Annotated in this window: 13 protein-coding genes and 1 pseudogene; 3 read left to right on the forward strand and 11 right to left on the reverse strand. The window is 61.4% G+C overall.

Going from position 1 to position 14,626, the window contains the following annotated elements; all coding sequences use genetic code 11:
* Positions 1–7: 7 nt before the first annotated feature.
* The 5 genes and pseudogenes from OKW45_RS08550 to OKW45_RS08570 form a co-directional block, all read right to left on the reverse strand.
* A pseudogene (locus OKW45_RS08550) lies at positions 8–919 on the reverse strand (NAD(P)H-dependent flavin oxidoreductase); the annotation flags it as partial.
* A gap of 119 nt (positions 920–1,038) precedes the next feature.
* Entirely contained in the window at positions 1,039–1,776 is a 738-nt protein-coding gene (locus OKW45_RS08555; protein WP_429467190.1) for an enoyl-CoA hydratase, read from the reverse strand.
* A gap of 19 nt (positions 1,777–1,795) precedes the next feature.
* Complete coding sequence (locus OKW45_RS08560; protein ID WP_429467191.1) at positions 1,796–2,956, reverse strand: acyl-CoA dehydrogenase family protein; 1,161 nt, start codon at positions 2,954–2,956, stop codon at positions 1,796–1,798.
* A 78-nt stretch (positions 2,957–3,034) separates the two neighbouring features.
* Positions 3,035–4,246: an acyl-CoA dehydrogenase family protein gene (locus tag OKW45_RS08565; RefSeq protein ID WP_429467193.1), complete on the reverse strand. Its 1,212-nt coding sequence runs from the start codon at positions 4,244–4,246 to the stop codon at positions 3,035–3,037.
* Positions 4,247–4,249: 3 nt separating this feature from the next.
* Positions 4,250–6,184, reverse strand: a complete 1,935-nt coding sequence (locus OKW45_RS08570) for an AMP-binding protein (RefSeq protein WP_429467196.1) — start codon at positions 6,182–6,184, stop codon at positions 4,250–4,252.
* 354 nt (positions 6,185–6,538) lie between these two features.
* Here OKW45_RS08570 and bktB point away from each other — a divergent pair, with 354 nt between their 5' ends.
* Together bktB and OKW45_RS08580 are read left to right on the forward strand one after the other, a co-directional pair.
* Positions 6,539–7,720: a beta-ketothiolase BktB gene (gene bktB / locus OKW45_RS08575; protein ID WP_429467198.1), complete on the forward strand. Its 1,182-nt coding sequence runs from the start codon at positions 6,539–6,541 to the stop codon at positions 7,718–7,720.
* 44 nt (positions 7,721–7,764) lie between these two features.
* A complete protein-coding gene (locus OKW45_RS08580; protein ID WP_429469315.1) occupies positions 7,765–9,420 on the forward strand; it encodes an MBL fold metallo-hydrolase in 1,656 nt (551 codons plus the stop codon).
* Positions 9,421–9,507: 87 nt separating this feature from the next.
* Here the strand turns inward: OKW45_RS08580 and OKW45_RS08585 are convergent, their stop codons facing one another.
* Entirely contained in the window at positions 9,508–10,485 is a 978-nt protein-coding gene (locus tag OKW45_RS08585) for an NAD(P)H-dependent flavin oxidoreductase (protein WP_026226715.1), read from the reverse strand.
* Between the two features lie 192 nt (positions 10,486–10,677).
* Here OKW45_RS08585 and folE point away from each other — a divergent pair, with 192 nt between their 5' ends.
* Positions 10,678–11,313, forward strand: a complete 636-nt coding sequence (gene folE, locus OKW45_RS08590) for a GTP cyclohydrolase I FolE (RefSeq protein ID WP_429467199.1) — start codon at positions 10,678–10,680, stop codon at positions 11,311–11,313.
* Between the two features lie 94 nt (positions 11,314–11,407).
* Here folE and OKW45_RS08595 read toward each other — a convergent pair whose 3' ends face one another.
* The 5 genes from OKW45_RS08595 to OKW45_RS08615 form a co-directional block, all read right to left on the reverse strand.
* Positions 11,408–11,950 carry a nuclear transport factor 2 family protein gene (locus tag OKW45_RS08595; RefSeq protein WP_429467201.1) on the reverse strand — a complete coding sequence of 181 codons (543 nt, stop codon included), beginning with the start codon at positions 11,948–11,950 and terminating at the stop codon, positions 11,408–11,410.
* A gap of 11 nt (positions 11,951–11,961) precedes the next feature.
* Positions 11,962–12,276, reverse strand: coding sequence for a hypothetical protein (locus OKW45_RS08600; protein ID WP_429467202.1), 315 nt, complete (start codon positions 12,274–12,276; stop codon positions 11,962–11,964).
* The gene (locus OKW45_RS08605; protein WP_018425545.1) at positions 12,273–12,470 is read right to left on the reverse strand and encodes a hypothetical protein; all 198 of its coding nucleotides are present in this window, start codon (positions 12,468–12,470) and stop codon (positions 12,273–12,275) included. The genes OKW45_RS08600 and OKW45_RS08605 overlap by 4 nt, the downstream gene beginning before the upstream one ends.
* A 282-nt stretch (positions 12,471–12,752) precedes the next feature.
* Complete coding sequence (locus tag OKW45_RS08610) at positions 12,753–13,538, reverse strand: SDR family NAD(P)-dependent oxidoreductase (protein WP_429467204.1); 786 nt, start codon at positions 13,536–13,538, stop codon at positions 12,753–12,755.
* A gap of 149 nt (positions 13,539–13,687) precedes the next feature.
* A complete protein-coding gene (locus OKW45_RS08615; RefSeq protein WP_090808726.1) occupies positions 13,688–14,587 on the reverse strand; it encodes a LysR family transcriptional regulator in 900 nt (299 codons plus the stop codon).
* Positions 14,588–14,626: the final 39 nt, after the last annotated feature.

The following is a 14,626-nucleotide window of genomic DNA, read 5'->3' on the forward strand; positions in this document are numbered from 1 at the left end:
TAGCCGTCTACGGCGTCAGCGTGCTCAGCCGGTTCGACGCCGCCACCGCGTCGTCGATCATCTCGTCGAAAATTGCCTCGACCTTCCTGACCGCGTCGGCAAACACCGCGGCATGACCATAGTCGATCATGCCCTTGCGCGTGTCGCCGGTCACGTAAGCCTGGTGCGCGAGTGCGCCCATCACGTGAGGGCGGAACCGCTCGAACTCGCTCACCTGCGCGCGATCCAGTTCCATGACCGCCTCGGCGCTCTCGTTGCGCAGCACACGGTGATGATCGCGAATCGCAGACTTGACCACGACGCTTTCGCTGCCGTCGCCCGCCACCACCTTCGCCTTGACTTCAGGATGAATCCACAGCTCCTCGGCGACCATCATGCGCGTACCCATGATGACCGCGTCGGCGCCCATCGCCAGCACGCCCGCAAGCTGCCGCCCGGTGCCGATGCCGCCGCCGATCACAACCGGCAAGCCAATCTCCCGCGGCGCCTGCGCGGCCTGCACGACGCTACCGATCTGGTAGATGCCTGGATGGCCGCCGCACTCATTGCCGACGACGATCACACCGTCGACGCCCATCCGCACCGCCGTATGTGCATAGCGCACAGCGGGCACCTTGTGCAAAACCTTGATGCCCGCCTCCTTGAGCAACGGCACGACCGCTTCGGGGCTCGCACCGGCGGTCTCCACGCAGGCGACGTTCTCTTCGATCAGAATGCGGATCTGTTGCTTGACGCGCTCCACTCCGCCCGCTTGCCGCGATATGTAGAGATTGACGCCGAAATTCTTTGCACCGGTGAGTTCACGACAGGTGCGCAACTCGTTGCGGAATTCATCGGAATCGGGAAAGCCCGCTCCGACAATAAAGCCCATGCCGCCTGCGTTAACGACTGCCGCGACATACCGTGCGTCGGACACGCGCGGCCCAAGACCGCCGCAAAGTAATCGTAGAGATTTGCCATGCGAGTCCCCTCAGGGCGAAATTGTTGATTGAGCCAGAGTCACGGCCCTCGCGTCGCGCGCTTCGCTCAGGCAAGCGATCATTTCCCCACCTGCCACGCCATGCCGCCGCTTTGCTTTCTTTGCGCCAATGCCGCCTTCTCGATCCGCAACGCCTCTTCCAGCGAAGCTAGCGCACCCTGATCGATCACGCGCTTGACCGTCGCGACGAGATCGGGGCGGCGGCTCGCAATCGTCTTCGCTAGTGACGCTGCTCGCTCCATCAGTTGATCGTGGCTGACCACCTCGTTCACGAGGCCGATGCGCAACGCCGTGGCCGCGTCGATCGGATCGCTCGTCAAGCTGAACTGCTTCGCCCACCGCGGACCCACGATATACGGCAACCTCGCAGTCATGCCGCCCCCCGCGAGCGCACCGATTTTCGTGTGCGTGTCGGCAAAGCGCGCGCGCTCGGACGCGATGATGAAATCGCACCCCATTGCAAGTTCCAGCCCGCCTGTAACGGCAGCGCCGTTGACCGCCGCGATTACCGGCTTGGTGATGAGCGGCCACATATCGATCATGTCCGCGACCCGCGTGCGCGGCGCATCCGGCGCGGAAAAATCATTCAGGTCGAGCCCAGCACAAAAGGCCGGATCGGCGCCCGTCACGATGAGGACGCGCAGGCTTTGGTCCGCTTCGAAACGATGCAATGCGTCGACCAGCGCTTCGGTCAAGGCGAGGTTCAGTGCGTTGCGGGCCGCGGGCCGGTTCAGTGTCAACGTGAGAACCGCTCCGTCACTCTGCACGCCGAGCAGATCGGTTGCTTTCGCGTTCATGGCAATGCCTCGAAAGGGTTCACGCCGCCGCGGCCAATGCCTCGTGCTGAATCTGGCGTGCGTAGCGATTCAGGTGATAGTCCGTGTTGCCGAACAATGCGTCGAGCACCAGATGACGGCGATAGTGATGGCCCACCTTGTATTCATCCGTGATGCCGTAGCCACCGTGCAACTGGATACCCTGTTGCGTGACGAACTTCGCGCTACGCGTGGTCTGTGCCTTGCAGCCCGAGATTTCGACGCTCCGGTTCTCCCTGTCCTCGCTGATCGAGAGCAACGCACGGTGCAGTGTTGCGCGCGCCTGCGTCGCTTCGATCGCCATGTCGGCCATCCGGTGTTGCAGCGCCTGGAAGCTCCCAATCGTCACGCCGAACTGTTTGCGCGTTTTCAGGTATTCCGACGCGAGCTCGATAGCGTCCTCCATATCGCCCACCAGCTCGGCACAGATCGCAACGAGCGCTTCGTCAACGGCGGCCTGCAGTCCTTCGAACGCTCGCCCAGCCTCACCCAGAACATTCGATTCTGCGACGATCACACCATCGAGCAGCAAGTCGGCAGATGGCGTGCCGTCGAGCAACGCGCAAGTCTTCAGCGTCACGCCTGCCTGCTTCGGATCGACGACGAAAACCCCGATGCCGTCCGTGGCATCGGCTGCACCCGCCGCGCGAGCGACGACGAGCAGACGCTCTGCGACGGGCGCTCCAACCACGAGCGTCTTATAGCCGTCCAGCCGCCAGGACCCGTCCTCTGTCTTCTTCGCGGTGGCCGTCACGTAATGCACCTGACCCCGCGCTTCACGTTCACTTTGCGCGACTGCATAGACAGTCTCGCCCGAAACGATCTCGCCAAGTATCGTCTCGCGCTGCCCGTCTCGCCCGCAGCGCGTGACAAGCGACGCAGGAAACACACCACACATCACGTATGGCTCCAGCACCAGCGCGCGCCCGATCTGCTCGGCCACGATGGCGCTTTCGACTGGCGAAAAACCGAGCCCGCCCAATTCATCCGGCACCGCGACACCGAGCCATCCCATTTCGCCGAACGTACGCCACGTCTCGCGCGAAAATCCGCCTCCTTGCGAAGCAAGATTGCGACGATGTTCGAACGTATAACTCTTTTGCAAGAAGCGTTGCGCGCTTTCCTGCAACATCCGCTGTTCGTCGCTCAACTCAAAGTCCATGCTGCACCCTCTTTATGCCGCCAATTGATGCGATCCCACGTCTCGGGGATCGAATACCGTTCGTGACTCGATACGGCGTCAAAGATCGAACAGTGCTTTGGCGATGATGTTTCGCTGAATTTCGGCCGTCCCGCCATAGATCGAGCAAGCCCGCCGATAGAAGACCTCTGCCACCAGGCCTGGCGCGTATTCAGGTCCGATGAACTGGGCCTCGCGCAGTTCTCGCTCTTCATTCGGATCGGGATAGAACACGGCGCCATAATCGCCGATCACCTCCAGCAGCATCTCCGTGAGCTTCTGATGGAGTTCGGATCCGCGCACTTTGAGCATGGAGCCGATCGCCATACCGCCACTGCGCTCGTCTATCCCTTGATGCAGGATTTTCTGCACCGCCATGTCGATAGCGCGAACCTCCAATTCGTGCTGCGCGAAACGTGCCGCAAACGTCGGATCCTGGATCAATGGCTTGCCGGCCATCCGTTCGCGCGAGGCGTAGTGCCGGATCTTGCGCAGATAGCGCTTGAGGGCAGGCGCTTCGGCGCCAAGAAACGCCCGCTCGTTAAAGAGCAGAAACTTGGTGTATCCCCACCCCTTGTTGACCTCGCCGATAAGGTTTTCAGCGGGCACACGCACGTTGTCGTAGAAGACTTCCGCCAGATGATGGCAGCCGTCGAGCGACGCGATCGGCCGTACGGTAACGCCCGGCGACGACATGTCGAGCAGCAGGAAGGAAATGCCCTTTTGGGGCTTCGCTTCGCTATCCGTGCGGACCAGCACGAAATTCCATTGACCGTAGGCGCCGAAGCTGGTCCAGATCTTCTGTCCATTGACGATGTAGTGGTCTCCATCGAGAACCGCCGTCGTTCGTAGCGATGCAAGATCGGAACCCGAGCCCGGCTCTGAAAAACCCTGTACCCAGAACACTTCACCACGCTGGATAGGAGGAAGAAAGCGCCGCTTCTGCTCTTCGTTGCCAAACTCGCAAATCACGGGTCCGACGAGCGACACGCCCGCCTGATTCTGTATCGGTGCGCCGGCCAGATAGCACTCTTCCTCGAAGATGTAACGCTGCATCGCGGTCCACCCTGTGCCGCCGTCAGCAACCGGCCAATGCGGCACTGACCAGCCGCGCGTTTCGTGCAAGATGCGAGTCCAGCGCTGTGAATCGTCGTCACCTGCCAGAAAGCCCTGCTGCCCGCGAAAGGCCAGCTCGGCCGGCAAATGCTCGTTGAGGAACGCACGAACTTCTTTGCGGAACGCGATGTCCGCGGGATCTACGCGAAAATCCATTGTTTAGCTTCCAGCGTTTTCAGTACGTTGAACTCGATCTGCGCCCGCTGCTGCACCCGCGTTGCCGACCAATGTGCGCGGCGTGGGCGGCACGCAATAAAGCTCGTCCACGACACCGCGCCGTCGCTCGAGCACATTGCGTTGGCTGATTGCGCTCTTTGCACTCAATTCGCCGTTATCGAGCGTCGGCTGCTCGCTTTCGAGCACGATGCGCGCAATGCGCGTAGAGCTGCCGCCTGGCCGCGCAGCGAGCTGGTCGAGGCCGCTCTGGAAGAACGCGCGCACGCCGCGACTGTTGATGATCTGGTCGACGTCCGGCATCGGATCGTGAAGGTCATCGCAAAGCGCACGGCACGCTTCGATGTCAGGGAACACGAGCGCGGTCAGGTAGTCGCGGTCGTGCCCCGCAATCACGATATCCCGCGCATACGGGCCCAACACGTTCAGCGCGTACAGTCGCAACTCGGCGACGTTGACCCAGGTACCCGAGGACAGCTTGAAATTTTCCGCGATCCGTCCGTCGAAGCGCAGTCCAAGTTCGAGGCGCTGCGGGTCGATGAACGTTGCTGCGTCACCGGAGCGGAAATAGCCTTCCTCGTCGAACGCGGCGGCGGTGCGCTCGGGATCTTTCCAGTAGCCGGGCGTCACACAGTCGCCGAGGAAACGGATTTCCAGCTTCGCGCCGACCGGCGCCACCTTCACTTTGACGCCGGGCACGGGCAACCCCGCAATCGCTTCCCGTCGCGGATCCCAGGCCGCAGATAGCGGCGTTGGGCCCGCTTCCGTGCTGCCGATGCCCGACATGATGAGCACACGCTGGCCGATGGTACGCACGGCGAGTTCGTCGAGTTGAGCCCAGATGTATTTCGGCAGACTTGCGCCGCCGTAGTAGATGAGCGCGAGTTTGCTGAAGAATTTCTCGCGCAGAGCCTTGTCCGCCTGCAGATGCGGAATGAGCGAGGCCAACCCTTGCGGCGTATTGAGGTAGACCGCCGGCGCGATTTCACGCAATGCCTGCACCGTCGGGCCAATTTCCTCCGGCGTTGGCTTGCCTGGGTCCAGGTAGTAAGTCCCCCCGCCGTACAGCACCATGCCGAAGTTATGCGTGCCGCCAAAGGTGTGATGCCAAGGCAGCCAATCGACGAGATCCGATGGTCCGTCCTGAAGAAACGCGAACACCTGGGCGACTTGCTGTCGATTGCTGCACAACATGCGCTGCGGGTAGATCACGCCTTTCGGTGCGCCTGTCGTTCCCGAAGTAAACATGATCTTGCCCACCGTATCCGGGCCGACCGCCTTGAACGCCTCGTCGACGTCGGCTGTAACCGGCGTCTTCAGCCACTCCGCGACACGCGAACCGCCACGACCCTCCGGCAACGGACCAACGACGACACATTCCACGTCGCCGAACACCTCACGCAATGCGCGGCCATACTGCGCGCCGTCCTCTGCGAAGACGAGGCCGGGCGTGCATACCGCCGCGAGTTGCCTGAGCTTCGAAAAGTCCTGCGATAACAACGAATATGCGGGCGTCACCGGGATATAGGGAATCCCGACGTGCAATGCGGCGAGCGCGAAGAGCGCGTGTTCAAAGCTTCGATCGGAGAGAATCATCAACGGACGAGACGGCGACAATCCTCGATCGAGCAGCGCCTGCCCCAGCGCACGCGCATCGTCGAACGCCTGGCGGTAGGTCAGAGACTCCCATGACTTGCCGTCCGGCGTCCGCCGCGCGAGCAACGCGCGCTCGGGCGTGACGCTCGCCCAGTGTTCGAGCCGCTCCGTCAAGCGGACGGGATACGCCTGGAGCGGTTCCTTCAGTTCATACACCACGCTTCCATCTGGCCTTCGCTCGACGATGGCATCCATGCTGCCGACGCGAATCGGGCGAAACGGCACATCCATCAGGGCATCGTGCGAAGCCGTACCTGCATCCATCTGAGTCGTCCTGTTGTTATCTGGCAAATCATGTCCCGCGAGCGCTCGCATCGCCTTCCGATACCTGGAAATGTTGCGGGCCAGTTTCAACCAATAATTGAACGTCGATCATCTTGCTGAACCAGAATAACGCGAAATCCCAGCCACGTCTATCCGTTGTCACCCACGAGGAAGGCCTGATAGCACACACGCAATCTGGCGCGAATGACGTGCGCAATGTTCGGCACGATCGCAGCTTTGCGCATCGCACAACAGCATGGACAGAAAACAAGAAATGCGCTACTTTCCGAACGTCATTCGTATTGTTAAACATGACACCGGATCGTAACCGATTACCGGAACCAAGGAGCCATCATGTCGGAAGAGGTTGTCGTCACCGCTGCCGTTCGCACCGCTATTGGAGACTTCGGTGGCGCGCTGTCGAGCATTCCGCCTACGACGCTAGGCGCAACGGTCGTTCGCGCGCTGCTCGAGCGTTCGAATCTGCCGGGTGAAGAGGTGGGTCACGTGGTGTTCGGCAACGTGATCCATACCGAGCCTCGCGACATGTATCTCGCGCGCGTCGCCGCGATGGAAGGCGGTGTCAGCGCGGAAGCACCCGCACTGACGCTCAACAGGCTATGCGGCTCCGGCCTCCAGGCAATCATCTCCGCTGCGCAAGCTATCGCGCACGGCGACACGGAAATTGCGATCGGCGCTGGTGCAGAAAGCATGTCGCGCGCAGCATACGTTGCGAGCGGCGCGCGTTGGGGTTCGCGCATGGGCGACATCCGCCTGATCGACATGATGGTCGGCGCGTTGACCGATCCGTTCAGCGCTTGCCATATGGGCGTAACCGCAGAGAACGTCGCAAAGAAGTACGGCATTTCGCGCGACGACCAGGACCTGCTCGCCGTCGAATCGCACCGGCGCGCTGCGCAAGCTATTCATGACGGCAACTTCCGCGAGCAGATCGTGCCCGTAGCACTGCGCACGAAAAAGGGCGAAACCGTTTTTGACACCGATGAGCATGTGCGGTCGGGCACGACCATCGCCGATCTCGCCAAATTGCGCCCGGCGTTCCAGAAAGACGGTACGGTCACGGCCGGCAATGCGTCGGGCCTCAACGACGGCGCGGCTGCAGTCCTGCTGATGGCCCGTCGCACCGCCGAACAACGGGGCCTTCGTCCGCTTGCGCGACTCGTTTGCTGGGCTCACGCGGGCGTCGATCCGCAATACATGGGCATCGGCCCGGTCCCCGCGACACGCAAGGCGCTACAGCGCGCAGGGTTGACCGTCGCAGATCTGGATGTGATCGAAGCGAACGAGGCGTTTGCCGCTCAAGCTTGCGCCGTGGCGAAGGAGCTGGAACTCGACAGCGCAAAGGTCAACCCGAACGGATCGGGCATCTCGCTCGGCCATCCGATCGGCGCAACTGGCGCCGTGATTGCGGTCAAGGCCATTCACGAGTTGCATCGTTGCGGTGGGCGCTATGCGCTCGTGACAATGTGCATCGGCGGAGGTCAAGGCATCGCGGCCATCTTCGAGCGCATTTAGGGCTTCGTTCGCACAGCGTTATCCAATCAACCAGAGGGACAAACGTGGTACGCCCCGAACAACGACTCCACCCGCAACGGCAGCCGGTGGCACCACGCCCCGCTGCGACGATGCTCTTGCTACGCGACGCGCAATACGAGCGTTCGCGCGCCATTGAAGTGCTGATGACACGACGTTCGGCGCAAGCGAGCTTCGCGCCGGGCGCGTTCGTCTTTCCCGGTGGCGCAATCGACCCGTCCGATGGACGAATCGCCGGCGGCGTACGACGGCGCCCCGCGCAAGACGATATTCAAGCGGTTCAGGCCGTGGCCGCCATTCGGGAAACATTCGAAGAGCTCGGTGTGCTGCTGGCATGGCGACACGACGGCGATTTCGTCGACGATCACGATATTGCGAGGCTAGACCGGGCAACAGCGATCGAAGACCATTGCTCGCAGCACGGTCTCACACTCGCCGCGGATCGGGTCTATCCGTTTGCGCATTGGGTCACCGATCGTGATCTGCCGCGGCGCTTTGACGTGCAGTTTTTCGTGGCGCGCATGCCCGTCGGTCAAACCGCTGTCGCGGACGGCGCCGAGCAGTTCGAACCCGTGTGGGTCCGTCCCGACGACGCACTGGCGCGCTATGCTTCGGGCGACTTCACGATGATCTTCCCGACCGTGCGAACGCTCGAACGCCTTCGCCCGTTCAACTCGGTTGATGCACTGCTTACGGCGTGCAGTTCTGAAAGGTCGCTGTGGAGCAGTTGTCCGCGCGGTGGGTTGAGCTCAGGCAGTGTCGTGCGCTGCATGGAAGGCGACCCCTCATACGGGGAACTGCGTCTCGTGTGCCCCGACGGTCAGGTGCTCCACTCTCTGGATTGGCGATCGACGCAAACCGCCCCGCTTCTGAGAAACGTGATGCGGTTGACCGCCAGCAACAGCGGCTTGATGACGGGCCCAGGCACGAATAGCTACATCGTCGGCACGGTGGCGACCGGCTTCATCGTGATCGATCCGGGGCCGGACGACCGGGCGCATCTTCAACGCATCTTCGCAGCTACGGGCGGCGATATTCGAATGATCGTCTGCACGCACTCCCACGTGGACCACGCACCCGGCGCGAGGCCACTGCAGTCCATGTGTCCGCACCAGCCACCCGTCCTCGGTCGGTCGGCCGGGCCTGCCGACAGGGCAAGCCATCACTTCGTTCCGGACCGCGAATTGCTAGATGGCGATTTGCTGACACTCGCGCATGACGGCGAGACGCATCGATTGCTCGTCGTCTCGACACCGGGGCACGCGAGCAACCACGTGTGCCTGGTCCTTCTGGAAGACGGACTGCTATTCAGCGGCGATCACATTCTGAATGGCAGCACGACCATCATCGATCCTCCCGACGGCAACATGACGGCGTACCTTACGTCACTCGACCGGTTGAACGCGATTTGCACCGAACGTGAGATCGACTTTATTCTGCCCGCACATGGGTACGTGCTGGACCGACCGCATGACCAGATCGCCCGCCTCAAGGCACACCGTCTCGCCCGGGAAGCAAAGATCGCCGGCGCGGTAAAGGCACTGCCGACCGGTTCGATCGACGACTGGCTGCGTCTTGCTTATACCGATGTTCCCGAAAGGCTCTGGCCAGCGGCATCCCGGTCGCTGCTGGCGCATCTCGAACGACTCGACGAACAAGGTCGTCCGACTTCGCAGGCCTGATTGCGATCGTCATGCATGCATCGGCTGCCACGCCCGCTAAAACCGGGGGCGCGGGCAGCCGGGTTCGACGGCCGTCTTTTTGCGGACTCAGCTCTCTTCTACAAGCGCGGCCAGCCGGCCATGAATGAGTGCGCGCGCCTCGCCGACCATCCGACTCACGAGTTCCGCGCAGGTGGGAATATCCTCGATAAGCCCGATTGCGAGGCCAGCCGGAAACGTTCCGTCTTCGGTGTCACCGGTCTCGTACACTCGCTTACCGCGCTCACCGCTCACCAGCGGCTTGAGATCCGCAAACGTCACACCCTCTTTTTGCTCGAGTTCCAACACCTGCTCCGCTACCGAATTCCTGAAGATACGCGACGTGTTCTTCAGCGTGCGGAAGATCAACGCCGTATTGCGCTCGTCATTCTCTACGAGCCTGCGCTTGACGTTCTCGTGAATCGGCGCCTCCCGCGTTGCCATGAAGCGAGTACCCATATTGATCCCATCCGCGCCGAGCGCGAGCGCGGCGACCATGCCGCGCGCGTCGGCAATGCCGCCTGACGCAAGCATCGGAATATGCAGTTTCGCGGCCGCGGCCGGCAACAGGATCAGATTGGGCACGTCGTCCTCGCCCGGATGTCCGGCGCACTCGAATCCGTCCACGCTCACGGCGTCGCAGCCCAACGCCTCCGCTTTCAGCGCGTGACGCACCGACGTGCACTTGTGGATGACCTTGATCCCCGCAGCCTTGAATGCGGGCATATATGGCTCGGGATTGCGCCCCGCCGTCTCGACGATCTTCACACCGTTCTCCACGACCGCTTGCACGTACTCGTCGTACGGCACTGGCTTGATCGTCGGCAGAATGGTCAGATTGACGGCGAACGGCTGATCCGTCAGTGAGCGAACCCGAACGATCTCGTTGCGCAGCGCCTCGGGCGTGGGCTGCGTCAGAGCGGTGATGGTGCCGAGCGCACCGGCGTTCGAGACGGCAGCGGCAAGTTCAGCGCGACCCACCCACATCATGCCCCCTTGAACAATAGGGTATCGAATCCCAAGCAGCTCTGTAATGCGCGTTTTCATGTGCTGATCCCTGGTAAGTGCAACCTGATTTTTCGACCCGCAATGGTCGAACGTCGCGTGTAAGATTCGCCGGTCGTTTGTATTTACGAACACTGTGCAATTATATACACTTCCTCCACATCACCGACACTCGTGTGCCGCACTCGCGGACGCCGATGCGATTGCACGAGGCATGAATGATCAGGAGAGTTGATGAACAAACGAGACAATCAGATTGACGCTGAGGAAGTGTCGATTCGCCCCACGCGGGACGCGGCGGAACAAGCCGTGCGCACGCTGATCCGATGGGCCGGTGACGATCCCGAAAGGGAAGGTCTCATTCAGACGCCTGCACGGGTGGCGCGCGCATACCGCGAGTTCTTCTCGGGCTATGACTCCGATCCAATGCAGATTCTCGCCACCACGTTTTCCGAAGTGGATGGCTACGACGAGATGGTGGTGCTAAAGGACATCCGTTTCGAGAGCTACTGCGAACATCATATGGTGCCCATCATCGGACGTGCGCACGTTGCCTATTTGCCCGAGCATCGCGTGGTCGGCATCTCCAAACTGGCGCGCCTCGTCGATGTCTATGCCAAGCGCCTACAGATTCAGGAGAAGATGACCGTTCAGATCGCCGATGCGCTGAACACCGTGCTGCAGCCGAAGGGAGTCGCTGTCATTCTCGAAGCCGCGCATCAGTGCATGAGTACGCGAGGCGTGCACAAGCCCGGCGCATCGCTGGTGACGAGTCGAATGCTGGGCGCATTCCGTGACGATCCTTCCACCCGCCGCGAGTTTCTGTCGATTGTCGGTCACAGCACGATTGCGCCATTACCCAATAGCTGAAAGCCAACGTCGGCTTCCTGCCGACGTTGGCTTTCATGGCAAATCGATGCTGGTATCCGTGGTGGCAAGCGTCGTTGCCGGCTTGCGTCTGGCCTTAAACCTCGCTGGGTTGGCGCGTCTTTAAAGGCCGTTCGTAAGAGACGTCTTCACGATTTCGTGCACTAACGCCATTGCACATCAGGATTTCGCGCCACGCAGAGGGCACTTCTGCAGGGGTCAGTTCGTTGATCGCTTCGGAGATGCAGACACGGGCGGCAATCGCCCATACGCCATCACGCTTTTCGAAGCGGTCGATATAGCGCCCCACCGCTAGCGTGTCTGGCTTGACGCGATTTTCTCCGAAGAAAAGCCAGTACGTCTCTCCGTGCGCCTCGTCGCCCTGCAATTCGACGCTGTGATTGAACACCATATGGTGGTGCGACAACTGATGCTCGGTATGGTACGCAAAGGCCCAGTCGACGAATTCCTCTGCGTTCCCGACGAATGCGCCGTGGTCGTCGATTGCGTCCGGATGGTACGCCGACAGCGTCAACTTCCGGTCCATGCGATCGACCCCGCGGCAATAGCGGTGTACGCATTCGAGTATGTCCTGCTTATCCAACAGTGCTTCGACGCGCGCGCTCAGTTCTTCATTCATGGCTTCTACCGTTAGATTGTCATGGCGACAAAAAAGACGACCGTACCGATCACGGCGCCAATGAAGCAATAACCCTCGCCTGTCGACAAATCGGCTTCCTGCGCTCGCGCACGGCTCGCAATCGCACATCCGATGATGCCCGCCAATGCCGTCGCCCCGAGCACGGCAAACATCATCACGACGTCGAAGAGTGCGGACCGGCCTAGCTCTTCCATGCGCACATCGCGTTGCAGCAGCCAGACCGCCGCCGCCGAAATCGACAGGAGAATGAGTGGGAGCCATACTCTACGCGCTTCCCGAGCGCTCTCGCGAGTCAGCGTTTTCATCGCGCCCGGCCCTCCGTCCGCAGCTTGCCCAGAGCACGAGGCGCCACCGCGCCCAACACGCGCGCCACCCAATTCGATTGTTTTGCGCGAGCCGATTCGTCCGACGACGCAGCACCCTTTTCAGCGCGCTGGCGACGATAGTCGTACGTATAGTCGGCAAGAGGACCGCGTAAATCGCTGTCGAGAAAGTACATCGCATGTCTCCGATCAGGCTTATGCCTCTCGGGCGCTTGCATGGCGCCTCTTGATGGACATCCTAGGCCATGGAATATGGTTATGCAACAAGTCGTTCAATTAATGGCGTCGGTGTTTTCACTACCCGACAAGGCACTGACCGACCCGCATGCGCGAGCGCCCGCCGCACACATGGACGTGTGTGCGAACGGGTCGGCAATCGATCGGGGAAAGGCAATTGCAGCGCTAAGCCGCGTTCTCGACGCAGCTTAGCGATTCGAAAATGACACGCAGACGAGTGATCAGGAGACCTGGAAGCCGCCGTCGACAGCGAGAAGCTGACCGGTGACGTAGTCTGATGCCGGCGACGCGAAAAACAACACTGCCCTGGCGATATCGGAGGCGACGCCGATGCGGCCCAGCGGCATGCGACCAGGTTGGGTGATCGGCCCGTGAGCCTGATGAACCTTCGTCGATGCGGCCGCGCCCTCGGTTGCCACGCCGCCGGGCAGCACTGCGTTCACGCGAATTCCGTCTGCTGCGAATTCGAGCGCTGCCACCTTGGTGAGGTTGTTAACGCCAGCCTTCGACGCGCCGTAGTCACCGTTGTCGAAAATCACCGGCTGCAGCGAAGCCACTGACGAAATATTGATAATGGAACCGCCGTTTTTGGCACCTTGCATTCGCTTGATCGCTTCGCGCATGCAGAGGAAGGTGCCGCGCAAGTTGATGCCGAGCACCTTGTCCCACTTTTCTACCGACGTCTCGACGAATTGCGTCTTCGGATAGATGCCGGCGTTGTTCACGAGAATGTCGAGGCGCCCAAGTTTGGCCTGCACCGTTTCGTACATTGCAAGAATCGACGATTCATCGCTGATGTCCACTTTGATCGCGATAGCCTTGCCAGACGCACTTTCGATTTGGCTGGCCGTCTGCTGCGCCGCTTCCTCATTCAGGTCCGCCGCGACCACCGCCGCGCCGGCCGACGCCAGCAGCAAAGCCGTCTCGCGGCCGATGCCTGAGCCTGCCCCTGTTACCACCGCCACTTTCTGATCGAGATTGAAAAGACTCGCCACATTCGTGCTCATTGCTCCTCCTTTGGCTCGCCACGCGAGCGGGTTATTTTCTGAACGTCATTCGCAAAGATAAACACACCACTTTGGAGTGTCAAGATGAATGAGAAGCCGATGACGAAAGGAGCAGCATGGACGAAGCTGTCGAGCAGTGCGAGCGCGTATCACCCCGCCGCCGGCGACGCGATATCGCGCATGATGTCGAGCATAGAACGGTGGTAGGGCTTGTGAGGTCTATCGGCCCACACCAGCGACACCTCAGTTTCGCCTGAAGCCGGAACATCCTCGATGTCGACGAAGGCGACACCCTCCACGGGCAGGTATCGCGCCGAGTCCAGCATCAGACCGATGCCCAGTTCATGAGACACGAGGTTGAGCATCGTGTATGGATGGCGCGCTTGCTGGGTCACCCGCGGCGACAGCCCCGCCTCGCGGCGCGCTGTCTCGAACGCAGCGAACAGCGGCTGCGACATCTGCTGAGGGAACATGATGAGCGGATATCGCGCGAGATCCGCGATACGAATTGAAGGCTGCGCCGCCACGGGCCACTTCGCCGGAACCGCGGCCACCACACGCAGACGCTCGATGACCACGCTTTCCAAACCGGAGACGTCCGCCGAGCTGGTGACTACCACGCCCAGGTCGATGCTGCCGTTTTTCACGCTGGCGACGGTCAAAGCACTGCCGCGCTCGATCAACCGGACGTCAACGCCCGGCCATTGCTTGCGAAGCCCCTGAATGGCTAGCGGCATGATTCGCAGTGCACACATCGGCACGAACGCCACGCTCAGGCTCGCCAGTTCGTCGGCGGCTTGCCGCACGCGCCGCTCGGCCAGCTCCGCTTGCGCGATCAGTGGCTTCGCTTCCGCGAGCAACGCGGCTCCGGCGGCTGTTAGCGAAACGCCTCGCGGTGTACGTTCGAGCAGCTTGATACCAAGCTGCTCCTCCAGCCGCATGATCGACTGGCTGAGCGGCGGCTGCGCCATGCCCAGGCGCGCAGCCGCACGGCCAAAGTGCTGGGTCTCCGCAACCGCAACGAAGTGTCTGAGATGCCGCAATTCCATGACGTGATATGGCTTTGATATCGGGTGTCCCCAGCATAT

The sequence above is a fragment of the Paraburkholderia lebeckiae genome, assembly GCF_050436225.1.
Taxonomy (GTDB): domain Bacteria; phylum Pseudomonadota; class Gammaproteobacteria; order Burkholderiales; family Burkholderiaceae; genus Paraburkholderia; species Paraburkholderia tuberum.